The organism is Pseudomonas sp. NPDC078416, from assembly GCF_050268485.1.
Taxonomy (GTDB): Bacteria; Pseudomonadota; Gammaproteobacteria; order Pseudomonadales; family Pseudomonadaceae; genus Aquipseudomonas.
The window spans coordinates 80,626-104,559 of record NZ_JBNNGV010000018.1 but is presented as its reverse complement, the minus strand read 5'-3'; the positions used below and the strand labels follow the sequence as shown (position 1 = coordinate 104,559).

The 23,934-nt window shown below is 59.8% G+C and carries 21 protein-coding genes; 14 read left to right on the top strand and 7 right to left on the bottom strand.

Translation table 11 applies throughout. The features are described 5' to 3' along the window. Window positions 1-7: 7 nt before the first annotated feature. On the bottom strand, window positions 8-928 hold the full coding sequence (locus ACQKEN_RS16670) for a putative 2-dehydropantoate 2-reductase (RefSeq protein WP_427687103.1): 921 nt from the start codon (window positions 926-928) through the stop codon (window positions 8-10). A 172-nt stretch (window positions 929-1,100) separates the two neighbouring features. On the opposite strand from ACQKEN_RS16670, the gene ACQKEN_RS16665 reads away from it, so the two are divergent. Both ACQKEN_RS16665 and ACQKEN_RS16660 read left to right on the top strand, forming a co-directional pair. Further along, window positions 1,101-1,586 (top strand): YajQ family cyclic di-GMP-binding protein, encoded by a 486-nt coding sequence (locus ACQKEN_RS16665; protein WP_065992166.1) that lies wholly within the window; start codon window positions 1,101-1,103, stop codon window positions 1,584-1,586. Between the two features lie 152 nt (window positions 1,587-1,738). Continuing rightward, the gene (locus ACQKEN_RS16660; protein WP_427687124.1) at window positions 1,739-2,587 is read left to right on the top strand and encodes a mechanosensitive ion channel family protein; all 849 of its coding nucleotides are present in this window, start codon (window positions 1,739-1,741) and stop codon (window positions 2,585-2,587) included. Between the two features lie 231 nt (window positions 2,588-2,818). Here the strand turns inward: ACQKEN_RS16660 and ACQKEN_RS16655 are convergent, their stop codons facing one another. Next, window positions 2,819-4,384 (bottom strand): AmpG family muropeptide MFS transporter, encoded by a 1,566-nt coding sequence (locus ACQKEN_RS16655; RefSeq protein WP_427687101.1) that lies wholly within the window; start codon window positions 4,382-4,384, stop codon window positions 2,819-2,821. A gap of 42 nt (window positions 4,385-4,426) precedes the next feature. Then, window positions 4,427-4,795: an MGMT family protein gene (locus tag ACQKEN_RS16650; protein ID WP_427687099.1), complete on the bottom strand. Its 369-nt coding sequence runs from the start codon at window positions 4,793-4,795 to the stop codon at window positions 4,427-4,429. A gap of 160 nt (window positions 4,796-4,955) precedes the next feature. On the opposite strand from ACQKEN_RS16650, the gene ACQKEN_RS16645 reads away from it, so the two are divergent. The 5 genes from ACQKEN_RS16645 (at window position 4,956) to groL (ending at window position 9,730) form a co-directional block, all read left to right on the top strand. Next, the gene (locus ACQKEN_RS16645; RefSeq protein WP_427687123.1) at window positions 4,956-5,963 is read left to right on the top strand and encodes a DUF481 domain-containing protein; all 1,008 of its coding nucleotides are present in this window, start codon (window positions 4,956-4,958) and stop codon (window positions 5,961-5,963) included. Window positions 5,964-6,185: 222 nt separating this feature from the next. Further along, window positions 6,186-6,917, top strand: coding sequence for a HugZ family protein (locus ACQKEN_RS16640; RefSeq protein ID WP_427687097.1), 732 nt, complete (start codon window positions 6,186-6,188; stop codon window positions 6,915-6,917). 66 nt (window positions 6,918-6,983) lie between these two features. Further along, a complete protein-coding gene (locus ACQKEN_RS16635; RefSeq protein ID WP_427687095.1) occupies window positions 6,984-7,490 on the top strand; it encodes an FxsA family protein in 507 nt (168 codons plus the stop codon). 253 nt (window positions 7,491-7,743) lie between these two features. Beyond that, window positions 7,744-8,037, top strand: a complete 294-nt coding sequence (locus ACQKEN_RS16630) for a co-chaperone GroES (RefSeq protein ID WP_037014630.1) — start codon at window positions 7,744-7,746, stop codon at window positions 8,035-8,037. A 49-nt stretch (window positions 8,038-8,086) separates the two neighbouring features. Then, a complete protein-coding gene (gene groL, locus ACQKEN_RS16625; protein WP_331106322.1) occupies window positions 8,087-9,730 on the top strand; it encodes a chaperonin GroEL in 1,644 nt (547 codons plus the stop codon). 646 nt (window positions 9,731-10,376) lie between these two features. On the opposite strand, the gene ACQKEN_RS16620 is transcribed toward groL, so the two are convergent. Beyond that, window positions 10,377-11,120 (bottom strand): phosphatase PAP2 family protein, encoded by a 744-nt coding sequence (locus ACQKEN_RS16620; RefSeq protein WP_427687092.1) that lies wholly within the window; start codon window positions 11,118-11,120, stop codon window positions 10,377-10,379. Window positions 11,121-11,354: 234 nt separating this feature from the next. Between ACQKEN_RS16620 and colR the strand changes: the two genes are divergently transcribed. The 5 genes from colR to ACQKEN_RS16595 all read left to right on the top strand — a co-directional run bounded on the left by colR (window position 11,355) and on the right by ACQKEN_RS16595 (window position 15,128). Continuing rightward, the gene (gene colR, locus ACQKEN_RS16615; RefSeq protein WP_037014624.1) at window positions 11,355-12,038 is read left to right on the top strand and encodes a two-component system response regulator ColR; all 684 of its coding nucleotides are present in this window, start codon (window positions 11,355-11,357) and stop codon (window positions 12,036-12,038) included. Further along, window positions 12,028-13,350, top strand: coding sequence for a sensor histidine kinase (locus tag ACQKEN_RS16610; RefSeq protein WP_427687090.1), 1,323 nt, complete (start codon window positions 12,028-12,030; stop codon window positions 13,348-13,350). Before colR ends, ACQKEN_RS16610 begins: the two co-directional genes overlap by 11 nt. Window positions 13,351-13,511: 161 nt before the next feature. Continuing rightward, window positions 13,512-14,180 carry a class I SAM-dependent methyltransferase gene (locus ACQKEN_RS16605; protein WP_427687088.1) on the top strand — a complete coding sequence of 223 codons (669 nt, stop codon included), beginning with the start codon at window positions 13,512-13,514 and terminating at the stop codon, window positions 14,178-14,180. Window positions 14,181-14,184: 4 nt separating this feature from the next. Continuing rightward, window positions 14,185-14,904 carry a lipopolysaccharide kinase InaA family protein gene (locus ACQKEN_RS16600; protein WP_427687086.1) on the top strand — a complete coding sequence of 240 codons (720 nt, stop codon included), beginning with the start codon at window positions 14,185-14,187 and terminating at the stop codon, window positions 14,902-14,904. Next, window positions 14,901-15,128 carry a hypothetical protein gene (locus tag ACQKEN_RS16595; RefSeq protein ID WP_133772256.1) on the top strand — a complete coding sequence of 76 codons (228 nt, stop codon included), beginning with the start codon at window positions 14,901-14,903 and terminating at the stop codon, window positions 15,126-15,128. The genes ACQKEN_RS16600 and ACQKEN_RS16595 overlap by 4 nt, the downstream gene beginning before the upstream one ends. A 232-nt stretch (window positions 15,129-15,360) precedes the next feature. Here ACQKEN_RS16595 and ACQKEN_RS16590 read toward each other — a convergent pair whose 3' ends face one another. Both ACQKEN_RS16590 and ACQKEN_RS16585 read right to left on the bottom strand, forming a co-directional pair. After that, on the bottom strand, window positions 15,361-18,441 hold the full coding sequence (locus ACQKEN_RS16590) for a multidrug efflux RND transporter permease subunit (RefSeq protein ID WP_427687084.1): 3,081 nt from the start codon (window positions 18,439-18,441) through the stop codon (window positions 15,361-15,363). A 14-nt stretch (window positions 18,442-18,455) separates the two neighbouring features. After that, on the bottom strand, window positions 18,456-19,622 hold the full coding sequence (locus ACQKEN_RS16585; RefSeq protein ID WP_427687082.1) for an efflux RND transporter periplasmic adaptor subunit: 1,167 nt from the start codon (window positions 19,620-19,622) through the stop codon (window positions 18,456-18,458). A gap of 341 nt (window positions 19,623-19,963) precedes the next feature. Between ACQKEN_RS16585 and ACQKEN_RS16580 the strand changes: the two genes are divergently transcribed. Both ACQKEN_RS16580 and ACQKEN_RS16575 read left to right on the top strand, forming a co-directional pair. Next, window positions 19,964-22,003 (top strand): lipase family protein, encoded by a 2,040-nt coding sequence (locus tag ACQKEN_RS16580; protein WP_427687080.1) that lies wholly within the window; start codon window positions 19,964-19,966, stop codon window positions 22,001-22,003. Window positions 22,004-22,028: 25 nt separating this feature from the next. Continuing rightward, window positions 22,029-22,787 carry a hypothetical protein gene (locus tag ACQKEN_RS16575; RefSeq protein ID WP_427687078.1) on the top strand — a complete coding sequence of 253 codons (759 nt, stop codon included), beginning with the start codon at window positions 22,029-22,031 and terminating at the stop codon, window positions 22,785-22,787. 49 nt (window positions 22,788-22,836) lie between these two features. On the opposite strand, the gene ACQKEN_RS16570 is transcribed toward ACQKEN_RS16575, so the two are convergent. Continuing rightward, entirely contained in the window at window positions 22,837-23,934 is a 1,098-nt protein-coding gene (locus ACQKEN_RS16570; protein ID WP_427687076.1) for a DUF1513 domain-containing protein, read from the bottom strand.

Below are 23,934 nucleotides of genomic sequence, written 5' to 3'. Positions count from 1 at the left end.
AAACCCGTCAGTCGCTGGGCAGACCCCGGGCGTTGAGGTGTTCGATCAACCGCAAGCGTAGCTGGTTGAGCGTTGGCGCGGCACAATCGAGGGCGGCCGCCGTGGCGCAGAGATGCCCGAGCAGGTAGCGGATCTCGGTGCGACGGCCCTGGGCGACGTCCTGATGCATCGAGGAATAATTCCCGGCGGTGGCGGCAATCACCTGTTGCACCTGCTCTAGCAACCCTTCCGCCGCACCGGGCTGATCGCAGCATCGCAATACCTGGCCGAGCTCGGCACACAGCGTCGTCACTTCCTCCGCATGAGCCTGCAGCTCCCCGTTGCGGCATTGATGCAACACGGTGAGCGGGTTGATGGCGCAATTGAGCGCGAGCTTGCGCCAGAGGCGTTCGGTGATGTCAGCGGTCCACTGATGGGGGATGCCCGCCTGCTTGAGCTCATCCAGCCAGGCCGGCGCCGCGTCCTGCTGTGTGTCGCCCAGCCAGTTGGAGCCTTGCCCGGCAAACACCACGCTCCAGTCTTCATCGCGGTAGGCGCCTTCGGTGCTGGAGACAAAGATGCAGCGTGCCTCAGGAATCATGGCGGCCACGGCGTCCTGGCTGCCGAGACCGTTTTGCAGGAGCAATACGTCAGCCGCCTCGGTCAGGCGATGGGCGACGGCTGCAACGGCGCGCTCTGCATCGTAGGCCTTGCATGCCACCAGCAGCCGCTGGATGGGTTCATCTGCGCTGACCGTCTGCGCCGGAATGGCAAACGTCTGGCGCTGACCTTTTTCGTTGAGTGCCAGCCCGGCTTGCGCGTCGTAGGCCGTCAGTCGGGCCTCGTCGCGCAGGATCAGCCGCACCGGCAAGCCTGCCCGGGCCAGTCGCGTGGCCCACAGACTGCCCAGACTGCCCGCGCCCAGAACGTGCCAGCACACGGAATTCAAAAGAAATGACGCCCGGTGACGATGATATCGGTGCGCAAGGAAAACGAAATCAACATCGTAGGCTCACATGAACGTGGGAAAAGTCTCGTTATAATGACCGGGCTTTCATACCGTCAAGTCAGGCGTGCTCCATCCACATGTTGAGCCGCGCCGTATCAATTGGAGAATCCACATGCCCTCGTTCGACGTAGTGTCCGAACTGGATAAACACGAAGTCACGAATGCCGTCGACAACGCGATCAAAGAGCTGGACCGCCGCTACGACCTCAAAGGCAAAGGCAGCTTCGAGTTCACGGAAAAAGACCTGCTGATCAAGATGACGGCCGAAGAAGGTTTTCAGCTTGAAGCCATGATCGAGATCCTCAAGCTGGCCCTGGTCAAGCGCAAGATTGATGTGCAGTGCCTGGAACTGAAGGATCCCTTCGCGTCCGGCAAGGTCATGAAGCAGGAAGCCACGCTCAAGGAAGGCATCGACAAGGAGTTGGCGAAGAAGATCGTCGCTCACATCAAAGAGGCCAAGCTCAAGGTTCAGGCCGCGATTCAGGGCGAACAGGTGCGTGTCACCGGCAAGAAGCGTGATGACCTGCAAGAAGCAATCGCCGCCCTGCGTGGTCATGAATTCGGCATGCCGCTGCAGTTCAACAACTTCCGCGACTGATTCCCCCCGCGATTTGCCCTGCGATTTCATGTTGGCTCAGGAACCCGAGGGGTTCCTGTGCGTCCGAATGCAGGTCTCGCTGAAATAACGGGCCCACTCGGCACCGTTGCTTCAGCCTTCCATGTCGCGACCCCGAGGAGAAATAGATGGACTTGGATTTAAACGGCCAGGTAGACCATCTGGTGAAAGCGTCTCAGGCCTGGATCCCGATGGTCATGCAATACGGCAGCAAGGTGCTGCTGGCAGTGGTCGTCCTGCTGGTCGGCTGGTGGCTGATCAATAGACTGACTTCCCGCGTGGGTGCGCTGTTGGCGCTGCGCCACGTCGACCTGGCGTTGCAGGGCTTTATCAGCAGCATCACCAACATCATTCTGAAGATCCTGCTGATCGTCAGCGTTGCGTCGATGATCGGGGTTGAAACCACCTCATTCGTTGCCGCGATCGGTGCGGCGGGTCTGGCCATCGGCCTGGCGTTGCAGGGCAGCCTGGCGAACTTTGCCGGCGGCGTATTGATTCTGCTGTTCCGTCCGTTCCGCATTGGCGACTGGATCGAAGCCCAGGGTGTGTCCGGCACCGTGGACGGGATTCAGATTTTCCACACCGTCCTGCGCACCGGCGACAACAAGACGGTGATCCTGCCCAACGGCAACCTGTCCAACGGCATTATTACCAATACAAACCGCCAGCCGACGCGCAAGATCACCTTCGACGTGGGCATCGATTACGACGCCGACCTCAAGCAGGCGCTGCAAGTGTTGATGGACATGGCGGATGATCCGCGCATCCTGCAGGACCCGGCGCCACAGGCGGTGGTCGCGGCACTGGGCGACAGCTCGATTACCGTGTCCCTGCGTGTGTGGACCAAGACCGGTGACTTCGGTGACGTGTCGAACCGCTTCAACGCTGAAATCCGCGACCGTCTGCGGGCGGCCAACATCGACATCCCGTTCCCGCAGCGGGTGATTCGTGTGGTGCAGGACGAGCAGCCCTCAAAGGCGTAACGCTCGATCGCAGAAACCAAAAAGCCCCGACTCGTGAGAGTGCGGGGCTTTTTGTTGAGTGGGTCCGTCATGGTTGCGGGGCCAAGTGTCGCCATCTGATTGATCGGGTGTCGAATGGCTTTGTAGGAGCCGGCTTGCTGGCGAACCGGGTATGTCCCTCACCATTGCAGGTAAATGACCTACCGCGTTCGCCAGCAAGCCGGCTCCTACAGAATGAGGTTCGCCAGCGCCTTACAGAGTTGAATCCGCAGATTTGGCGGCGTCGTTGCCGTCTTCCCGTTCTTCCCGCGCTTCCCGGCGTGCTTCCTGCGCCCAGTGCAGGGCGATCATGAACAGCGTCGGCACGCCCATCAGCGCGGTCGCCAGGAAGAAGTTGTGATACCCCAGCTTCTCCACCATGACCCCGGAATAGCCGCCAATCAGACGCGGCAACAGCAGCATGATCGAGCTGAGCAGCGCGTATTGAGTGGCCGAGAACTTGAGGTTGGTCAGGCTCGACAGGTAGGCCACGAACGCCGACGTCGCGAGGCCCGAGCTGAAGTTGTCCAGCGAGATCGTGACGATGAGCATCTTCAGGTTCGGGCCCATGTCGGCCAGCATCAGGAACAGCAGGTTGGTGGCCGCCGACGTGATGCCGCCGATGAACAGAATCGGCAGAATGCCGAAACGCACGATCGCCAGGCCGCCGAACGCCGCACCGGCCAGCGTCATCACCAGACCGAAAATCTTGCTGACGCTGGCAATCTGATCCTTGGTGAAACCCTGGTCGATGTAGAACACGTTCGCCATCACACCCATGACCGTGTCGGACATGCGATACGTCGCGATCAGCCCCAGCAGCAGAAACGCCTGCCATCGATAGCGCAGGATGAAGTCGTTGATCGGCGTCAGAACCGGCGCCAGGCCGCGGCGTCCCATGGACGACAGGCAGGCCACGGTCAGCAGCGTGTAGAGGATCGCGCGAAGAAAGGCGCGGTCTTCCATCAGCAGGTCTTTCCAGGTGGTCCCCTGAAACAGCACGCTGGCGAAATCGGTGTTGTATAGCTGGGTGAACATGGCCGGCACCGAGACCAACAGAATGATCAGCACGAACACCGAGGCCAGTTGATGGGCAAAGCCGTAGCGCACGGCAGACAGCTGGGTACGGATCGGTACGGACGGCTCACGCATGATCAGGCTGGTGATCAGCGCCGGCACCATGAGCAGGCCGAACAGCACATACGTGCCGGCCCAGGCCGAGTGTTTGTAGGCGAAGCCGGTCGAACCGAAGCCTTCGGCGAAGTACAACGCGCCGGCAGTGGCGAGGAGGGCAGCGACGCGATAGCCGGCCATGTAGCTGGCGGCGAGGGTCGCCTGCTGGCTGTCGCTGGCGATTTCCAGGCGGTAGGCGTCGATGGCGATGTCTTGGGTCGCGGATGAAAACGCGACCAGCACCGCAATCGCGATCAGCCACGACAGATGCTGCTGCGGGTCGCAGAACCCCATGCCGATCAGGCCCAGGGTCACCAGCGATTGCGAGAGCACCAGCCACGAGCGGCGTCGGCCGAGCCGGCCCAACAACGGAAGGCTCCATTGATCGAGCAGCGGCGACCAGACCCACTTAAAGGCATAGGCCAGACCGATCAGGCTGGCGTAGCCAATGGTTTCACGCGCGACGCCGGCTTCACGCAGCCAGACTGACAGCGTTGAGAACACCAACATGTAGGGCATGCCCGCGGCAAAGCCGAGCAACAGGAGCACAAACGTAGAGGGGCTGGCATATGCGGCGAGCGCGGCGCGCCAGGTTTTGCGGGGCATGGGCTGGAATCTGCCTCAGGTTACGTAAACAAAGCGCGCACTCTAACCGTTGTGCTCTGTCGGGCGCCAGCCATGACGCAGCATATCCACACGATTGTTACGGATGGTCACGCCCTCGGCCCGCAAGCGCGCCCGTTGCTCCTCCCCAGACAGGGTTCCGGACGCCAGGCTGATGCGCCCGCCGGCGCCAATCACGCGATGCCAGGGCAGGCTGCTGCCGTCCGGCAACTGGCTCAACGCTCTGCCAACGAAGCGCGCCGCTCGTCCCAAACCGGCCAGCTCGGCCAGTTGCCCATAACTGACCACTTTGCCTTCGGGAACTTGATGCAGCGTAAGGTATAACGCCGTGCGACGTGCCTCTGCAGGTGAGAGACCGGTAGGGTCGTCGTGCGCGGAAGAGTGTTCGATCACGCATTCGTTCCTGTAAAAGGGATGAACGGAAATTTTCGATAAGGAACTAGGGAAACTTCCTACTGTCAGTGATACCTGTGTCGGCGGTCTGCCGATTGCCAAGACGTTGTCCATCCGGATAATGCCCGATTTTCCGCGAACCAGAGCCTTGTCGTTGCTTATGTTGTCCAGAACCCTGTTGTGCGTTGCTATTGCCAGTGCTTCTACCCCATTGCTCGCCGACACCGTCTGGTTGAAGAACGGTGACAAGATGACGGGGACCATCAAGTTCTTCGACGGCGGCAAGCTGCTGATCAACACCAAATATGCAGGCGACGTCCCGCTGGACTGGAAGGAAATCAAGACGCTGGAAAGTGACCAGCACCTTCTAGTGAAGCAGGACGCCACCACTGGCGAAGTTGCCAAGTCACTGCAGCCGGCCGAAGACGGCAAGGTCACGCTGGCCAACGGCGATGCGCCGAAGACGGTGGAGCTGGCGAGTATCCAGCAGATCATGAAGCCCAAGCCGGTGGTCACCGATCTGGTCTGGAAAGGCAATATCGATGCCGCACTGGATTTCCAGCGCGCCGAGAACGACACCGACGATTACAACATCGCCTTCAAGACCTCCGCGACCCATGGCCAGTGGCGCCACAACGCCAAGGGCGAATACAACCGCGAATCGCAGGACAGCCTGACCACCACCAATAACTGGGATGCCGAATACTCGGTCGACCGGTTCCTCACTGAAAAGTGGTTCTGGGACGGGCGCATCACCTACAAGCGCGACACCATTGAAGACCTGTCCCGTCAGCGCACCGTCGGTACCGGTCCCGGTTACCAGTTCTGGGACGATGAATTGGGTGCGTTCAAAGTGGGCGGCTTGCTGAACCGCACTGATTTTGAATATTCCAACGGCGAGAAGGACAACTTCTACTCCGTGTCCGGCACCTGGGATTACAACCGCTACCTGATTGGCAAGAAGGTCGAGTTCTTCACCAATGGTGAACTCGGCAAGCCGCTCAGTGGCGTGGCGGACTACAGCCTGGAAACGGAAGTGGGCCTGCGTTACAAAGTCACCGAATGGGCGTCCCTCAATCTCAAGGCCGAGAAGGACATCATCAGCGGCTCTGATAACGGCGACCTGGACAAGACCCGCTACACCGCCGGTTTTGGTGTTTCCTGGTAACAGCCGCTTTATCCATGCCTGAGCGTGCGCAGATCACTCCCTGATCTGCGCGCGTCGGCTGGCTTCAGTTATAACGCTTTATCTTTTACGCGAACCCTCCGCCAAATCGTCACTCCCGCTCAATCTGGCACCTTCCGACGATAACGATTATCGTGTGGCATGCGTCGCCGTCTGCTGCTTCGCGTCCCTCGATGCTTTCGTTTTACTGTTCAGGAGCCCCACATGAGCGCCAGCGCCAACCGGCAAGCACGAGCCTTGCTGCTCAAGGAATACCGTGGCGTATTGTCGACCCATTCCAAGTCGATGCCCGGTTACCCGTTTGGCTCGGTGGTGCCTTATTGCCTGGATGAACAAGGCCGTCCGCTGATTCTCATCAGCCGTATCGCGCAGCACACCCATAACCTGCAGCTTGACGCCAAGTGCTCTTTATTGGTGGGCGAGCGCGGCGCCGAGGATGTGCAAGCGGTGGGGCGCGTCACGCTGATGGCCGAGGCTGAAAAAATCATCGACCACGCTCAGGTTGAAGCCGCCGCTCAGCGTTACTACCGTTATTTCCCTGAATCCGAGAGTTACCACAGCGCCCACGATTTCGATTTCTGGGTGCTGAAGCCGGTGCGCTATCGCTTTATAGGTGGCTTTGGCGCGATCCACTGGCTGGACGACGCAGCGCTGGCCAATCCATTCGCTGGCGCTGCCGAACTCAGCATGGTCGAGCATATGAATGCCGACCACGCCAAAGCCATTGCCCACTGCGTCGAACTGGCCGGCCTGCCGAAGACCGAGCCGGCCACGTTGGTCGGCATCGACAGTGAGGGCATGCACCTACGGGTGGGCCAGAGTCTGTACTGGCTGGCCTTCGCAGAGCCCTGTAACACGCCGACACACGTCCGCCAGGCCTTGACTCAGCTGGCTCACGCTGAAAAATGGCCCACACTTGAACAGGCCGAGGCTTGAATTAACGACTTTGCGACGTCACGTAAGGTCTACTGGAAGCCTTCTTCCGTCTAGGAACTCACTTTGATGCGCGTTTTTCTTCTGCTTTTATTGCTTTTTCCGGTGCTCGAGCTGTTCGTGCTGGTGAAAGTCGGGATGTCGATCGGCTTCCTGCCGACCTTCCTGCTCGTCGTTGCCGGGTCAATGCTCGGTGTTTTCATGGTGCGGATTGCCGGCGTGGCCACCGCGCTGAGTGCCCGGCAGAGTCTGGCCCGTGGCGAACTCCCGGCGCAGCAGATGCTCGACGGTTTGATGATGACCATCGGCGGCGGTTTGCTGGTTCTTCCTGGCTTCATCAGTGACGTGCTGGGCCTGCTGTTCCTGATGCCGTTCTCCCGTCGCCTGATCGTCGGCAAGGTGCGCAACCGCGCCGAAGCCCAGGCCGCGCGCCAGCGTGCGTTTGCCGAGAACATGCACGCGGCGAATTCCGCAGGTCCCATGCACCCCGGTGCTGCCCGTCCTGAAGCACGCCGCCCTGAAGTCATCGAGGGTGAGGTGATCGAAGGCGAATTCGAGCCACTGGATAAAAAGTGATTCAACACCACCACGACACGGCACCTGCGGGTGCCGTGTCTGTTTTCGCGACCACACTTCCTTCAAAAAATTTCTGGGGTCAGCCTTGAATTCGGCTTGCTCGCCCTTATGTATGGGTCACCGCAAGGTTTCTGGCGCGTTTCGCCAGACCGTATTCTGCGGTTCGCTCGCGAACCGTAACCGGCAAGCCCGGATGTTTTAACCCGCCGGTGTTCGCACCGGGCGTTTAAAAACCATAATTAGGAGATCGACAATGAAGCTTCGTCCTCTGCATGACCGCGTCGTAATCCGTCGCAGCGAAGAAGAAACAAAAACTGCTGGCGGTATCGTGCTGCCTGGTTCGGCTGCTGAAAAACCTAACCGTGGCGAAATCCTCGCCGTCGGCAACGGTCGCATCCTGGACAACGGTGAAGTACGCGCGCTGGCCGTGAAAGTGGGTGACAAAGTGGTGTTCGGCCCTTACTCCGGCAGCAACACTGTGAAAGTAGACGGCGAAGACCTGCTGGTGATGAGCGAGAACGAAATTCTCGCGGTCGTCGAAGGCTGAGTTGATACCCCATTTCCCGTTACTACAAAGTATTTAAGGAATAACGATCATGGCTGCTAAAGAAGTTAAATTCGGCGATGCTGGCCGTAAAAAAATGCTGGCTGGTGTCAACGTCCTGGCCGACGCAGTAAAAGCAACGCTGGGCCCTAAAGGCCGTAACGTCATCATCGAAAAAAGCTTCGGCGCTCCGCTGATCACCAAAGACGGTGTGTCCGTAGCCAAAGAAATCGAACTGAAAGACCGTTTCGAAAACATGGGCGCGCAGCTGGTCAAAGACGTTGCCTCCCGTGCGAACGATGACGCTGGCGACGGTACCACCACCGCCACCGTTCTGGCTCAAGCCATCGTCAACGAAGGCCTGAAAGCCGTCGCTGCCGGCATGAACCCGATGGACCTGAAGCGCGGTATCGACAAGGCGACCATCGCCATTGTTGCCGAGCTGAAGAAGCTGTCCAAGCCTTGCACCGACTCCAAGGCAATCGCCCAGGTCGGTACCATCTCGGCGAACTCCGACAACTCGATCGGCGACATCATTGCTGAAGCCATGGACCGTGTAACCAAAGACGGCGTTATCACCGTTGAAGAAGGTTCGGGTCTGGAAAACGAGCTGTCTGTCGTTGAAGGCATGCAGTTTGACCGTGGCTACCTGTCCCCGTACTTCATCAACAAGCCGGACACCATGGTTGCCGAGCTGGACAGCCCGCTGCTGCTGCTGGTTGACAAGAAGATCTCCAACATCCGCGAAATGCTGCCCGTTCTGGAAGCCGTCGCGAAAGCTGGCCGTCCTCTGCTAATCGTGGCTGAAGACGTTGAAGGCGAAGCACTGGCGACTCTGGTCGTGAACAACATGCGCGGCATCGTGAAAGTTGCAGCGGTCAAGGCTCCTGGCTTCGGCGACCGTCGCAAGGCCATGCTGCAGGATATCGCTGTTCTGACTGGCGGTACCGTTATCTCGGAAGAGATCGGCCTGAGCCTGGAAACCGCTACCCTGGAACACCTGGGTAACGCCAAGCGCGTTGTGCTGAACAAAGAGAACACCACCATCATCGACGGTGCTGGCGTTCGTGCCGACATCGACGGTCGTATCGCGCAGATCCGTCAGCAGATCGGCGACACGTCTTCGGATTACGACAAAGAAAAACTGCAAGAGCGTCTGGCCAAGCTGTCGGGCGGCGTTGCAGTGATCAAGGTCGGTGCTGGTTCCGAAGTTGAAATGAAAGAGAAGAAAGCCCGCGTTGAAGACGCCTTGCACGCAACCCGTGCAGCCGTTGAAGAAGGCGTGGTGCCTGGCGGTGGTGTTGCGCTGGTTCGTTCGCTGCAGGCGATTTCCGAACTGCGTGGCGACAACGCTGATCAGAACGTCGGTATCGCGTTGCTGCGTCGTGCGGTTGAAGCGCCTCTGCGTCAGATCGTGGCGAACTCGGGTGACGAGCCTAGCGTTGTGGTCGACAAGGTCAAGCAGGGTACCGGTAACTACGGTTACAACGCTGCGAGCGGCGAGTACGGCGACATGATCGAGATGGGTATTCTCGATCCGGCCAAGGTGACGCGTTCTGCTCTGCAGGCTGCTTCGTCGATCGCCAGTCTGATGATCACCACTGAGGCGATGATCGCTGATGTGGCTGATGAGAAGGCTGCTGGTGGTGGTATGCCTGACATGGGCGGCATGGGTGGTATGGGCGGCATGATGTAAGCCAGCCTTACCCCGATGTAGAAAAAACCCCGCTTCGGCGGGGTTTTTTTATGGGCGGAGCTAAATGACTCCCTCCGCAAGTTACCTTTGAAAAGCCTCAGGATCATGAGCGTCTGCCTAGGGGCAGACATTTCGCCTCCGGCGAGTTACTTGGAAAAGTCGAAAGTCGCACCATCCCCAAGTAACCAAGGGTGCTTGCTCCTGGTTGGGTTCCTCCTTCGTCGGAATACCCTCACTCCGACGACGCTCCGTGGGCCCGCGCCGAACGGACATCCATGTCCTGACGGCGCTCTCGCGGCATCCATGCCGCTCGGCCCACTCCGCGAGACCTGCGTTCAGCCTGCACCCAAGTCGCGTTTGGCGGTGACTGGACCTCCTGTGTATGAAGATCAAAAGCAGATCAAAGGCAGATGCAGAACAACGGCTTCCCGGCTAAAGCCGGTCCCGCTGAGTGAGTGCATTCCTCTGTAGGAGCCGGCTTGCTGGCGAATGCGCCGTTTCAGGCGACACTGTCGTGGCTGACCCACCGAGTTCGCCAGCAGCCGGCTCCAACAAATTGGCCGTGCCCGGATGAGAGCGATCTGGATCGTGCCCACCCTCTGCATGGGCATGCAGGCCGTGACGCTCTGCGTCACTCTGGGAGGGGCTACCCCGAAACGACTTCACTGCTCGCCACCGGGTGTTTGTTTTTCGCCGGTCGGTACAGCACGAAGTAATACGCCCCCAGGCAAAGCAGCCAGCAGAACACGGCTGTCCAGATGTTGTGGGAGAAGAAGTGCGCCCCTTGAAGCATTCGTCCGACGGAGAAGACGGTGCCCAGGCCCGCCGCGAAGATCAGGCCCGCTTTGGCCAGGCGGGGTTTGCGGTCGCGGAAGACGAAGAACAGGGCGAACAAGGTGAAGCCCGTTGCCGCGTGACCGCCGGGCCAGCAGCGGCCCGGTTTGTCTGTTTGAGGGCGGGGGCTGAGGAGTTCGCTGTAGGTTTCCTGGCCGCCGAATTCTTTCAGGCTCCATGGGCATTGCACCGATGTCACGACTTTCACCGGCGTGACGAAGCTGGTGGATAACGCCATCGACAGCACCATGCAGCCCAGTTCACGTTTCCACGGCTTCAGCACACTGACGAAGAACGAGGCGATAAAGCTGACGAAGGACAACACGCCTATGGCGATAACGGCCTGTTTGGCGCGGTCATGCAGCACGTCCTCCAGAAAGAAGCTGTGCCGCCCGATGAACTCGCCCGCTACCGGGTCGTAGGCCAGTTTGGCGATGTCCATGTCCAGCGAGGTTAATTCCAGCAATACCAGAACGATCGCGGTCACTGCCGGGATGCCCAGGTAAACCCAGAAATTGATCGGACGTGAGGCAGGCCGTTCGAGTGCGTGTGACATGGCGAATCCCGTGTAGTGGGCGAGGGGCGAGCGGGGGGTAGTGAGCCGGAGCGGTGCGAAGTCTGAGCAGAACGCTGTCGTGGCGCCGTGAACCGCGAGTGAAAAAAACGTTATGCACGTCGGTGCTGGCCCTTGAGCGCGCATCGCCGTAAGCTGCCGCCAACTCTGACCTTGTTGAACGGCCTCTCGCGCCGTGTCCCGGGTCTCGCCACACCGCATAGGGAGACACGCGCCATGAGAATTCTGCTGGTTGAAGACAACCGCGACATCCTGGCAAACCTCGCCGATTACCTCGGTTTGAAGGGTTACACCGTCGATTGCGCCCAAGACGGTCTGTCCGGTCTGCACCTGGCAGCCACCGAGCATTACGACCTGATCGTGCTCGACATCATGCTGCCCGGCATCGACGGTTACACCCTGTGCAAGCGCCTGCGTGAAGACGCACGTCGCGACACCCCGGTGATCATGCTCACGGCCCGCGACCAGCTTGACGACCGGCTGCAGGGGTTCCGCTCCGGTGCGGACGATTACCTGCTCAAGCCCTTCGCGCTGTCGGAACTGGCGGCGCGCATCGAGGCGGTGCTGCGGCGTGCCCAGGGCGGCGGGCGGCGTACCCTGCAGGTCGCTGATCTGATCTATGACCTCGACACCCTGGAAGTCACCCGCGAAGGGCGTCTGCTCAAACTCAACCCGGTGGGCCTGAAATTGCTGGCGGTGTTGATGCAGAAGAGCCCTCACGTGCTGCGTCGTGAAGTTCTGGAAGAAGCCCTGTGGGGCGATGACTGCCCGGACAGCGACAGCCTGCGCAGCCATGTTCACCAGTTGCGTCAGGTGATCGACAAGCCGTTCGCCAAGCCGCTGTTGCAGACCGTTCACGGTGTCGGATACCGCCTCGCCGAGGGGCGTGATGGAGTTTAAGCAGAGCCTCGCCCAACGGATCATCATCGCCTTCGCCCTGATGAGTGCGTTGGTGGCCGGGTGCTTCGCGATGGGCATTGTCGCGACGGTGCACCTGGTCGAAGAAAAGCTGATTTCGGCCGGACTGGGTGGCGACCTGACGCGGCTGCTGCTGATGGACAGCGTCAACGACTGGAACCATCGCCCCGAGCCGGATCAGCTGTTTTACTTCAGCGGCGGCCCTGGGGATTTCGAGCTGCCGAAGGATTTGCGTCATCTGGAGCCGGGCTTTCACGAAGTCTTTCGCGGGCCGTTGTCCTACCACGCCATGGTTGAGATCGTCGACGGTCGCCACTACGTGCTGCTCCAGGATCAAAGCGATTTCGAAGAGCGTGAGCGCGTGCTGTTCGCCGTCGTGCTGGTGGGCTTTGTTCTGGCCCTGGCGCTGGCGGTCTTCCTCGGCTGGATACTGGCGCGTCGGGTGATGGCGCCGGTGGTGCGCCTGGCGCGGCAGGTTCGGCATCGCGATCAGTTGCTCGGCCTCGCGCCGCCCCTGGCCCCTGATTACGCCGCTGACGAAGTGGGCGAGCTGGCCGTGGCCTTCGACGCCACACTGGGCCGTCTGCGTGATGCCCTGACCCGCGAACGGATGTTCACCAGCGACGTCAGCCACGAGTTGCGCACCCCGTTGATGGTGCTGGCCAGTTCCTGTGAGCTGCTGCTGGAAAACCCGGCGCTGGACCAGCGCGCACGGGCCCAGGTCGAACGCGTGGCACGGGCATGCGAGGAGATGCGCGATCTGGTGCAGACCTTCCTGATGCTGGCCCGCACTCAACGGGACGACCTCGCCCTGCATCCGCAACTGACGCTGCAGGGTGCTGCCCAACAACTGATCAGCCTGTGGCGCGAACCGATCGAACGCAAAGGGCTGACCCTGGAATACCTGCCCGGCGAGCCATCCGAAACCGCCTACAACGCCACCTTTCTCTATGCCGTGATGGGCAACTTGCTGCGCAATGCGTTGCACTACACCGACACCGGCTTTATCCGCCTGACGCTGCGTGAGGGCGGGTTCATGGTTGAGGATTCCGGCGTGGGCATCCCGGAAGAAAAGCGTGAGGCGATGTTTCAGCCGTTCGTGCGCGGCACCGAGCAACGGGGCGAAGGTTTGGGCCTGGGACTGTCGTTGGTGCAGCGAATCTGCGAAAACCAGGGGTGGTCGGTGAGCCTGGACACCATGGAGCCCAACGGCTGCAGATTCAGCGTGGACATGGGGTTGCGGCCTGCCAGGGAGCCCATTCGGTTGCCGTCGACGAATGTATCCCCTGTGTAAAGGTGCTGAAGTTCATCGGAATATGGCCGTATGCTGGCCCTAAGTCCTTGAAAAATCTCGTAACATAACTTCAATTTTTCGCACGTTTTTTTCACATTCATGTGACCTGAGCGTGACGCTCCGCTGCCTAGTTTGGCCATCTCACTTCAGGAGATGCAGTCATGACCAAGCGGATCGAGCTGGATTTTTCACGAAAGTACGACGACGAACACGCTAAAAAGTATTTGCGCAAACACAACGATGGACTGGCCAGACGCTTGTCGGATCGCCGGGATAAACAACTGGCTCGACGCGCGCTGGCGTTGGCGGGCGAGCCGGGTCTGGTACTGGACCTGCCGTGTGGCGCCGGACGTTTCTGGCCGGTGCTGGCCGAGAAAGCCAACCGGGTGATCATCGGGGCGGACAACTCGGCATCGATGGTCAAGATTGCCTGCGAGTCGCAACCTGCCGAGGTCGTCAAACGCGTCCAGCCGTTGCAGACATCGGCGTTTGCCATCGAGATGCCGGACAACGCCGTCGACAGCATCTTCTGCATGCGCTTGATGCACCACATCGGCAAGCCGGAAGACCGCGCCGTGCTGCTGAAGGAGTTTCACCGGGTGAGCCGGGACAGCGTGATCGTGTCGCTGTGGGTGGATGGCAATTTCAAGGCCTGGAAGCGACGCCGCGCCGAAGGGTCGCGACCGAAACATGATTACCAGAATCGCTTCGTGCTGCCGGTGGCTAACGTGGAAGCCGAATTTGAACAGGCAGGGTTTCGGATTCAGGAGCGCCTGGATTTCCTGCCGATGTACGCCATGTGGCGTGTGTATCTATTACGTAAGAGGTAACAGGATGGCCGTGGATTTCGCAACAGAGTTAACCGTCCCCGCCAAGGACCGCTTCGCCTATTTCTGGAACACGCGGGGCGAATGGGTGGAAGAGCCCAACGTGCGCCGTGGCGGTGAAAGTGGCGTGCAGCGCGTCGTCTCGGAAAACGGTCGGCTGCTGTATGTGAAGCGCCAGACAGGCCATATCTATCGCAGCTGGCTGCACCCGTTTGGTCGTCCGACTGTGCTGCGCGAACGTGATGCCCTTGAGGGTCTTCGCCAGCTCGACGTCAATGTGCCGCGCATGGTCTTCTGCGGTGCCGAGCGCGACGAGAACAATGAGTGGCGCGCATTGCTGGTCACGGCGTCGCTGGACGGTTTCGACGAATTCGAAAACTGGCTGCGTGCCGGCGGTCGCGAGCAGCATGGCGAAGCGGTCTATGAGCAAATGCTGCAGGAAATCGCCGGCAATCTGGCCCGCATGCACAAGGGGCGCTGGCAGCACAGCTGCATTTACATCAAGCACGTCTTTGTCCGGGTGGTGGGCGAGGGCGCCAATGCCAAGGCCGAAGTTGCACTGCTCGATCTCGAGAAATGCCGCCAGCGCCTCACGTCCTATGCCGCCGCACAGCACGACATGAAACAGCTCCGTCGCCATTCGTCGTTTCAGCCTGCGGACTGGACCAAGCTGGTCTACTTTTACGAGACCGCGTTTGGCAGGCCCATCAAAGGTTTACAGCGATGAAGTTAGAAATGGCGCGAGGTTTGTTTTTGGTCGGGGCGTTGGGGGTGACTTCCATCGCTTTGGCCGCCTGGGATCAGCCCGGGCCGAAGATTTTGAGCGCAGTGCATGGCGAAGGCCATTGCCCGCTGCCTCGGGTGGCCAGGATGTCCGACACGGCCCGGCCCGATCATGATCTGCTCCTGTTGATGTTCGGCCTGGCCCAGGGAAGCGGACCGCAAGGCTGATTCCTTCCTGCTGCACTCACCGAAAGGCCCCGAAAAATCAGGGCCTTTTTTTGTTGCAGACGGGATTGTCAGTGCCTGGCTCGCCTCCTGTACTCAGGGCATCGGCTTGATGGGATCTATCGGCTTGATGTGATCTGTAGGAGCCGGCTTGCTGGCGAACCGGTTACGGCAGACGCCAATGAGGTATCTGGACGAACGCGTTCGCCAGCAAGCCGGCTCCTACAGAATTGCGTCAGGCACCGCTACTCGTATGAGCACCCGCATCGCCAATGGCACTGCTATCGGGCCGCGCATCATCCGGCCGCGCCAGCAGCGTATACACGCACGGCAGCACAAACAGCGTGAACAACGTCCCCACCGACATGCCCGTGGCAATCACCGTTCCGATGTCGAACCGGCTGACCGCGCCCGCGCCGGTGGCGAGAATCAGCGGCACCATGCCGAACACCATCGCGGCGGTGGTCATCAACACGGGCCGCAGACGAATCGCTGCGGCTTCCTCCACCGCTTCCCGCGCGGTCAGGCCCTTGTCGCGGCGCAGCTGGTTGGCGAATTCCACGATCAGGATGCCGTGCTTGCTGATCAACCCGATCAGCGTGACCAGGCCCACCTGCGTATAGATGTTCAGTGACGAAATGCCGAGGAACAGCGGAATCAATGCGCCACAGATGGACAGCGGTACCGTCACCAGAATCACCAGCGGATCGCGGAAGCTCTCGAACTGCGCGGCCAGCACCAGGAAAATGATCGCCAGGGCCAGGCCGAACGTCACCCACAGCGCATTGCCTTCCTGGACGTACTGGCGAGAGGCGCCAGCATAGTCGTAGGCAAAACCCGGCGGCGATTCTTCGATGGCGATCTGTCTCAACAACTCAATTGCCTCAGCCTGACTCACCAGCGGGAAGCCGGAAATGATCGCCGAGTTGAGCTGCTGGAACTGATTGAGCTGCCGCGGCCTGGCCCGATCGCTGACGGTGATCAGCGTCGACAGCGGCAGCATCTTGCCGTCAGCGTTCTTGACGTAGTAATTCGCCAGCCACGCCGGGTTGTCGCGGTAGGCCCGCTCGACCTGGGCGATGACCTTGTAGCTGCGCCCGTCGATGGTAAATCGGTTGATCTCCGCCTCGCCCAGCAGCGTCGCCAGAGTGCCGCCAAGGTCCTGCATCGACACGCCCATCTGCGCGGCTTTGGCGCGGTCGATGTCGACCACCACTTCCGGTTTGTCGAACGCCAGGTCAACGTCCAGAAACGCGAATTTGCCCGATTCGGCGGCGCGTTTCTTGATGCGATCCGTCACCTCCAGCAGCGCGGCGTAGTCGCCAGGTGTGTTGATCACGAACTGAAACGGCAGTCCTTGGCCTGTGCCGGGCAACGACGGCAGGTTGAAGCCAAAAACCTGCAGCCCGGTGATGCCGTCGAGCTTGGCCTGCACCTGGGGCAGCAACTCCATTTGCGTGCGGCTGCGCTCATCCCATGGCTTGAGCAGGAAGCCGCCAATGCCGGTCTGCACCCCATTGAAGCCATTGATCTGGAACGACGAGTAGTACTCGGGGAACGCTTTGAAAATGCTGATGAATTGGTCGGTGTATTTATTCATGTAATCGAGGTTCGTCGGCTGCGGCGCAGTGGCTATCATGAAAATGATGCCCTGGTCCTCATCCGGCGCCAGTTGCGACTGGCTCAGCTTGAGAAACACCGGAATCAGGCACAGCACCAGCACCGCGAACACGATGACCACCGGCCGCGTATTCAGCGTGCCGTGAAGCAGGCGTTGATAACGGACCTTCAGGCTTTCGAAGGCGTGATCGAGCTTGTGCGCCAGGCCGCTGGGGTTCTCGTCCCGGCGCAGGAGCACGGCGCACATCATCGGCGACAGGGTCAGCGCGACGATCCCGGAGATCACCACGGCGCCGGCCAGCGTCAGCGCGAACTCCTTGAACAGCGCACCGGTCAGTCCCTCCAGAAAACCGATGGGCGCGTACACCGCTGCCAGCGTGATGGTCATCGACACCACCGGCATGGCGATCTCGCGGGCGCCCTCGATGGCCGCATCGAAGGGTGTCTTGCCTTCCTCGATGTGCCGATGGATGTTTTCCACCACCACAATGGCGTCGTCCACCACCAGCCCGATGGCCAGCACCATCGCCAGCAGCGTCAGCAAATTGATCGAATAGCCCATCAACTGCATGAAGAACAGCACGCCGATCATCGACAGCGGGATGGTGATTACCGGGATCAGCACCGAACGCAGGGCGCCCAGGAACAGGAATACCACGACGATGACGATGAGCACCGCTTCGATCAGGGTCTTCACCACTTCGTGGATCGAGGCCTGAATGAACAGCGTGGCGTCGTAGGCAATGGACGCTTTGAGGCTCGGCGGTAACTGGGCTTCCAGCTCCGGGAGGATGCGCCGCACTTCCTTGATCACGTCCAGCGGGTTCGAGCTGGGCGTGCCCTTGATGCCGATGTACACCGACGGCGTGCCGTCGAACGAGCTGACCGTGTCGTAGTTCTCGGCGCCCATTTCCACTCGTGCCACATCGCCCAGCAGCACGCGGCTGTCGCCCACGGTCTTGAGCGGGATGGCCGCGAAGGTCTCGGGGGATTTCAGGTCGGTGCTGGCGTTGACGCTGGTGACCACGTACTCGCCTTTCACCTCGCCCGCCGCGGACAGGAAGTTGTACTTGCGCACCGCTTCGGTGACGTCGCTGGCGGTCAGGCCGAAACCGGCGAGCTTCACCGGGTCGAGCCACAAGCGCATGGCAAACACCTGATTGCCCAGAATCTCGGCTTCGGCCATGCCTGGCAGTGTCGCCAGCTTCGGCTGAATGACCCGGGACAGGTAATCGGTGATCTGCGGGTTGCTCAGCTCGGCGCTGTAAAAGCTGATGTACATCAGTGCCGAGGCGTCGGCGGCTTCCTTGCTCAGCACCGGGTCTTCGGCGTCCTGGGGCAGCTTGTTCTTGACCTCGTTGGCCTTGGCCAGCAGCTCGGTGTAGAGACGGTCGCTGTTGGAGCCGATACGCGCATAAATGGAAATGACCGAGAAGTTCTGCCGACTGACCGAGGTCATGTAGTCGATGCCTTCGGCGCTGGCCAGACTCTGCTGCAGCGGTTGAGTGATATAGCCCTGGATGGTTTCGGCGTTGGCGCCGGGGTAAGCGGTGGTCACGGTGATCAGCGCGTTTTCCATCTGCGGGTACTGGCGGATGGTGAGCTTGCTGAACGCCTGAAAACCCAGCAGCACGATCAACAGGCTGATCACGCTGGCGAGTACCGGGCGACGGATGAACGGGTCTGTAAACGCCATGATCGATTCCTTGATCAGTCAGCTTTTGGCTGACTGTCCTGCGCCGCCGGAATGGTTTTAGCCGCTGTCGCCGGGTCAGCCGCGATAGCAACTGCGGCGCCGTTATCCAGTTTGAGCTGACCGCCGGTGACCACTTGCTCGCCGCTTTTCAATCCTTTGCTGATGATCACCAACCCGCCGCGCCGTTCGCCGGTCTCGACGAAGCGTCGTTCGACCATGAGCTGAGGCTCACCTTTGCTGTTCTTCTCCGGTTGGCCGTCGGCGTTCTTTTTCGGCACCACGACATAGACCGAGTTGCCGTACAGCGTGTAGGTGATCGTGCTTTCCGGCAGCACCGATTGCTGCGTGTCCTGCCCGAGTAGGACCTGCACGCTGGTAAACATACCGGGCAGCAGTTGGCTGTCGGGGTTAGGCAGGGTGGCGCGAATCAGCACGTTGCGGGTGGTGTCTTCAACCTTGGGATTGATGGCGCTGATGCGCGCAGTGAATACGCGGTCAGGGTAGGCCGCGACGCTCACCTGCACCTCTTGGCCGACGGCCAGCTTCGGCAGCATTTGCTCGGGCACGAAGAAGTCCGCGTACAGGCTGGTCAGGTCTTGGAGCGTGGCGATTACCGTGCCACTGGCAAGATAGTCGCCGACGTCGACCTGACGAATGCCGATGGTGCCACTGAAGGGCGCGAGGATGCGCTTCTTCGCCAGGGAGGCATTCAGTTGCGCGACGGTGGCAGCGGCTTTCTTCTGGGTGGCGGCGAGCTTGTCGAAGTCGCCGCGGGAGATGGCGGATTCGCCGACCAGTTTGCTGCCGCGTCCGTACTCGACCTGCGCCAGACCGAGGTCCGCTTCGGCGGTGCCCAGCAGGGCTTTTTCCACATCGCTGTCGAGCTGCAGCAGTGGCTGACCGACCTTGACCTTCTGGCCGGATTCGAACTGCACAGCCTTGACCGTGCCCGCGATTTCCAGCGACAGGTCCACGCCCTGGGATGCCTTGAGCGTGCCGATGGCCGGCAGACGATTCTGCCACGGCCGCTCCTCGACAACGGCCACCGCGACATTGATCGGCGGCTTCGGCGCCGTGAATTGCTGGATCTGCTGATAGACCGAAAACGCCTTATACCCGCCCAGGGCCAGCACCACGATCAGGACAATGCCCAACATGATCAACATGCGGCGACGCAACATATTCCACTTCCTTGGAAAACCGATGAATCAGGCGAGCACGTTAGTCTTGTCGCGATTTAGTTGCCAGTGGCAGTGGTGGATTTTGAGGGCGCTTCCCGCGGACTGTAGGAGCTCGCCTGCCCGCTCCGGCAGCACGGTTGATAAATGTGGTGCCCTGAATCTGGATTCGTGTAGGGCGATTCCGGATCTTCGTTAGGACGCGTCCCCTTCGTGTTTCCCCTATGGAGTCGCACTTTCAAATCACGCATCTTCGCTCGCTTTGACGCGCAGCGGACTTACCGCCTGCCGCGATGCACGACTACCTGAAGCAACTTCATACTGTCAATGAGGAAGGATCCGTCATGAGCGACAGACAGCACCAAACCGATATATTTTGCACCTACAAGGCCGTGACCGCCGGCCCGCAGAAAAAACACTGGGTTGAATTTCAACTGGTGGACGAACTCGGCGAGCCATTGGCCAATCTGCCGTGGCGGGCCGTCAATCAGGCGGTGCGGGATGGATGCGTTCCCGAATTCACAGGTATCACCGATGCCGAAGGTGTTATTCGGCTTGAGGATCTTTACCCACTCGACATGACGTTGCTGATGCCGGCAACGCCGTTAGCTGAGGTGCTGCAACAAAGGCGTTTGCGAGCTGTTCGCCCTGAGCCCGATAGGCCCGGGTTCGGTGAGAGCACGCCGCTGTATGGCGAGCAGCGTTCAGGTTTTTCGCCTGTTGAAAAGACAGCGCATGAGCAAGGCCATGATTACCACTACCTGCGAATCGGGCAGTTGTGCGATGGGCTGCCGGTTGTCAGGCCTGAATTGGCGAAGCACAAGCCATTGCCTGCTTACCATTTTCCTGATGCAAGCTTCTCGGGTTTCACCGCGCCTTACGAAGCGCTCGACCGACGTCATGTATTGGAGGTCTGTCCGTTTCGGGCGTGGTCACTGGTGCTGCACAAGCAGAAAAGGTACAGCTTGGCGAATGCCTACAACCTGGGGCTGATGAGCATTCTGTCGTACAGCAATGAGGACAAAACGCGGCACGGCGCCCCTGCAGAGTTTTTTGCGCGGCAGTGTCTGGACATGTCACGAACGCCGCGGGTTTGGGATGGGGGGAAGAACTGGCCCTGTGTCGTCGCCGACGTCCCTTTTGATGACCGATATGAGTCTTGCGAAGTGTTGAACAGTACCAAAGTAGCCATTCCTCAGGGCGATACTCAACTCTTCTACGTCCGCAACGCTACCCACATGCTGGTGGCTTGGCGAGGGACTGATTTTGATCGCATTCACGCTCCTGACCTTGCCACCGACCTTACCTTTCGACCTGTCCAGCCTGGGCTAAAAGAAGCCTGTGCTCCAAAGGAACCGTGCACAGCCTTGGGACTTGAGGGCCGAGTTCATTTAGGGTTTCGAAGAGCCTTTGCAGTTGCTCAGAATCTATTCAGTGAGCACTTCGATAAATTACTTCCTGCCAGAAGTGCCGGTAGGGACTTATTCATTTGCGGCCATAGTTTGGGTGGCGCTCTAGGGCTAATACATGCAGCCACGCTGAAGGACAGCAGCCCACTTCTGTACACCTACGGCATGCCTCGCACGTTTACCCTCGCTGCGATCAAGGGGTTAGCGGAGGTGGACCACTATCGTCACGTGAATGATACCGACACGATTCCCAGCGTGCCGCCTGAAGCTGACCTCGACAACTACCTCTATGGCTTGTATGGCCCCTTAGGCACGACGTTGGGTTTCGCCTGGTCAATGGGTCAAGCCCTCGCCAACGACCTTGTAGAATTTGGTGATCCTTACGCCCATCACGGGGAACTCGCCATGCTATACCGGGTAGAGCAGCACATGCAGAGTCGCGGCTCTGACTATGCGGCGCAAGGTAGCAAGGATGGTCTTGGGGCACCCTATTACAACACCATAAAAACCCGCCTGCGCGAGCGGCCTAACCTGTACCTGGTGCCAAGTCTCAACAAGATGGAAAATAAAAAAAGTGAGCAATCGCAACTCCGTTTTATGGGCAGCCTGCAACCAGATGCGCGTGCGCGATTATTCCCACCCTATAAAAACGTCAAGCCGGGAGGGCTGCTGGGCATCGGTAACCACATGATGGGCGAGTATATGGCGCATATCACCCGCCGCTTGCTTGCCGCCATTAAACCTGATCGTGAGCCCCCTCTCGCCGCACAGTCCAGGATCAAGCGCTTCAAGGATCAGATGGTTAATCACGGCAGCACTGCTCCAGAAGATGAGCTAGAACGCAATCGTCTGTTTCTTGTGATGCATGAAGAAGTCTGTGCTGCACTGGAAGTGACACGGCAAGCAGAAGGCGGCCCCGAAGCTTTGTTGCGTCTTGATGCGAGTGTCAGTACATCAGGGGCATGGAATGTTTAGTTTTGCTTCATGTTCAAGAACTACCGTGGCCTGTCTTCTGATATTCGGTTCCGTGGGTGGCTGCGCGAAAGACCTCAGCTTTTCTCCCACCCCGGGAGGCGAGAAGGTGACTATTACGGTCAAGGTGCCCAAGGACCTGATAACTGACGCAATGCATGTCATGTACCGGTCCTCAATCTGTAAACGCATTGCGCACGACAGTAACGGGCGTCCCGAACCGCTTGATGGATACAACGGGTATGAGATGGAGCTCAAGCGTGCAGGAAATGACGACACCTTTACCGCACAGTTATTTGTTGACGGTGGTGGTCCATGCGAGTGGCATTTAAGCAACGTAAGGTTCGGCGTTTCGTACCCTGTGCCCAATGTCTTGGGGGAGGACGTAATAGAGGGGGCAGGTGGGAACATCATTGTGGTGTTCGATCACAATAATCCTCAACTTCAAACGGGCTATTCCTGGACGGCAGAGGGGCCTGATCTGAATGTTGTGAAAGATTACTATCCATGGATACACGAAAGTTACATTCGGGGGCATCAGAAGTGGGCCATGCTTGCCGATGAGGAAGGAGGTACGTTTACCTACGAGGCACGTCAAGCTCGAAACATATATTTCGAGCCCGTACTGCATAGAGACTACGTGGTGCGATCGGCGGAGCCCAAAAAACACAAAAGGGGTGATTACATCACTTTCGTTTATCCCGATGGAACGAAGCAGTTCGACGGGCGAGCGGTGCCTGACTTTGAAAAGATGCAGAAGGTTCGCCTGGGGGGCGACGGCAAATGAATGAGGTTTCTCATTGCACCGCTGCCGCCTGGCCGCCGCATATCCCCAATCAAACCAAATGCAAATGGTTGTCCCACAACCCCGCCGGCAGCTCCAGCGGCTTGGCGACCAGCGCTGTCTCGCGGCAGTCATAGAAACGGCAGCGGCCTTGGCCCGAGGTCACGACAAAGCCATCGGTCACAGCACCCACTCCGGCGCAATCAGGCAGCGGTGCGTCGAGCTTCAGCGCGCCGCTGTCCAGATCCCAGATAAAGAAGCGGTTGCCCCTCGGTGCGGTCAGTGCCACCAGCCGCAGGTCGTTGTGAATGGCAACGCTGGCGGTGTAATGCGCCATGGCCTGCAACTGCTGCTCCGCCACCGGAAAGGCCTGGAACGGTTGGCCCGGTCGCTTGATGGCGAGCAACTCGGCGGATTCGTGGGAGGGCCCCATGAACTGCTGGCCCGCGACAATCGTGCCGTCGCTGGCAATCGCCATATGCCTCACGCTGTTCATCTGCTGGGCCAGGGTCTCTTTGCTCAACAGCGTGCCGTCGCGTTGCATCAGCACCAGACTGGGCTCCATGGCGTCGAGGTTCATTTCGACGCGGCTCTCGGCCTCGGTGCGAATGCCGCCGTTGGCGACTACAAGGGTTTCGCCGTCCGGCATCCATGAAACCTGATGCGGCCCTACACCATGGGTGGAAATTTCCCCGGTGCGTTGCAGCCGCTCATCCACGAATCGATACACGCCCAACAGTCCACGGCCCGGTTCCGTCGTGTCGTTTTCGGTGGCGTACAACCATTCGCCGTCTTTGTGAATGACGGCGTGGCCGTAGAAGTGTCGGTGGGGTTGCGAGGTGATGGTCTGCAGCAAGCGACCGTCCCGCAGGTCGATCAGGTAACTCTCGGTCCCCGGCCGGCGCGCGACGAACAGCGCGATCGGCAGATTGGGGTGATTGATGATGTCGTGACAGCGCTGGGCGACGGCGGTGGCGAAAACCTGCGTGCCGTCGACGCGATAGCCCACGGCGAAGTGCTGGCCGTTGCCATCGTCCCGAGCGGACAACAGCAGCGGACTTTCGCCTTTTTTCGCGAACAGTGTCCAGCCGCCAAACGTGACGGCGCTGAGCAGCAGGCTGCCCAGACCCAGAGCCTGACGTCGCAACAT

Excerpts from the sequence above, each read along its gene's own strand:
- ACQKEN_RS16665 (WP_065992166.1), top strand. The coding sequence starts at position 1,101 with ATGCCCTCGTTCGACGTAGTGTCCGAACTGGATAAACACGAAGTCACG.
- ACQKEN_RS16655 (WP_427687101.1), bottom strand. The coding sequence starts at position 4,384 with ATGCCCCGCAAAACCTGGCGCGCCGCGCTCGCCGCATATGCCAGCCCC.
- ACQKEN_RS16645 (WP_427687123.1), top strand. The coding sequence starts at position 4,956 with ATGTTGTCCAGAACCCTGTTGTGCGTTGCTATTGCCAGTGCTTCTACC.
- ACQKEN_RS16640 (WP_427687097.1), top strand. The coding sequence starts at position 6,186 with ATGAGCGCCAGCGCCAACCGGCAAGCACGAGCCTTGCTGCTCAAGGAA.
- ACQKEN_RS16635 (WP_427687095.1), top strand. The coding sequence starts at position 6,984 with ATGCGCGTTTTTCTTCTGCTTTTATTGCTTTTTCCGGTGCTCGAGCTG.
- ACQKEN_RS16630 (WP_037014630.1), top strand. The coding sequence starts at position 7,744 with ATGAAGCTTCGTCCTCTGCATGACCGCGTCGTAATCCGTCGCAGCGAA.
- groL (WP_331106322.1), top strand. The coding sequence starts at position 8,087 with ATGGCTGCTAAAGAAGTTAAATTCGGCGATGCTGGCCGTAAAAAAATG.
- ACQKEN_RS16620 (WP_427687092.1), bottom strand. The coding sequence starts at position 11,120 with ATGTCACACGCACTCGAACGGCCTGCCTCACGTCCGATCAATTTCTGG.
- colR (WP_037014624.1), top strand. The coding sequence starts at position 11,355 with ATGAGAATTCTGCTGGTTGAAGACAACCGCGACATCCTGGCAAACCTC.
- ACQKEN_RS16610 (WP_427687090.1), top strand. The coding sequence starts at position 12,028 with ATGGAGTTTAAGCAGAGCCTCGCCCAACGGATCATCATCGCCTTCGCC.
- ACQKEN_RS16605 (WP_427687088.1), top strand. The coding sequence starts at position 13,512 with ATGACCAAGCGGATCGAGCTGGATTTTTCACGAAAGTACGACGACGAA.
- ACQKEN_RS16600 (WP_427687086.1), top strand. The coding sequence starts at position 14,185 with ATGGCCGTGGATTTCGCAACAGAGTTAACCGTCCCCGCCAAGGACCGC.
- ACQKEN_RS16595 (WP_133772256.1), top strand. The coding sequence starts at position 14,901 with ATGAAGTTAGAAATGGCGCGAGGTTTGTTTTTGGTCGGGGCGTTGGGG.
- ACQKEN_RS16590 (WP_427687084.1), bottom strand. The coding sequence starts at position 18,441 with ATGGCGTTTACAGACCCGTTCATCCGTCGCCCGGTACTCGCCAGCGTG.
- ACQKEN_RS16585 (WP_427687082.1), bottom strand. The coding sequence starts at position 19,622 with ATGTTGCGTCGCCGCATGTTGATCATGTTGGGCATTGTCCTGATCGTG.
- ACQKEN_RS16580 (WP_427687080.1), top strand. The coding sequence starts at position 19,964 with ATGAGCGACAGACAGCACCAAACCGATATATTTTGCACCTACAAGGCC.
- ACQKEN_RS16570 (WP_427687076.1), bottom strand. The coding sequence starts at position 23,934 with ATGTTGCGACGTCAGGCTCTGGGTCTGGGCAGCCTGCTGCTCAGCGCC.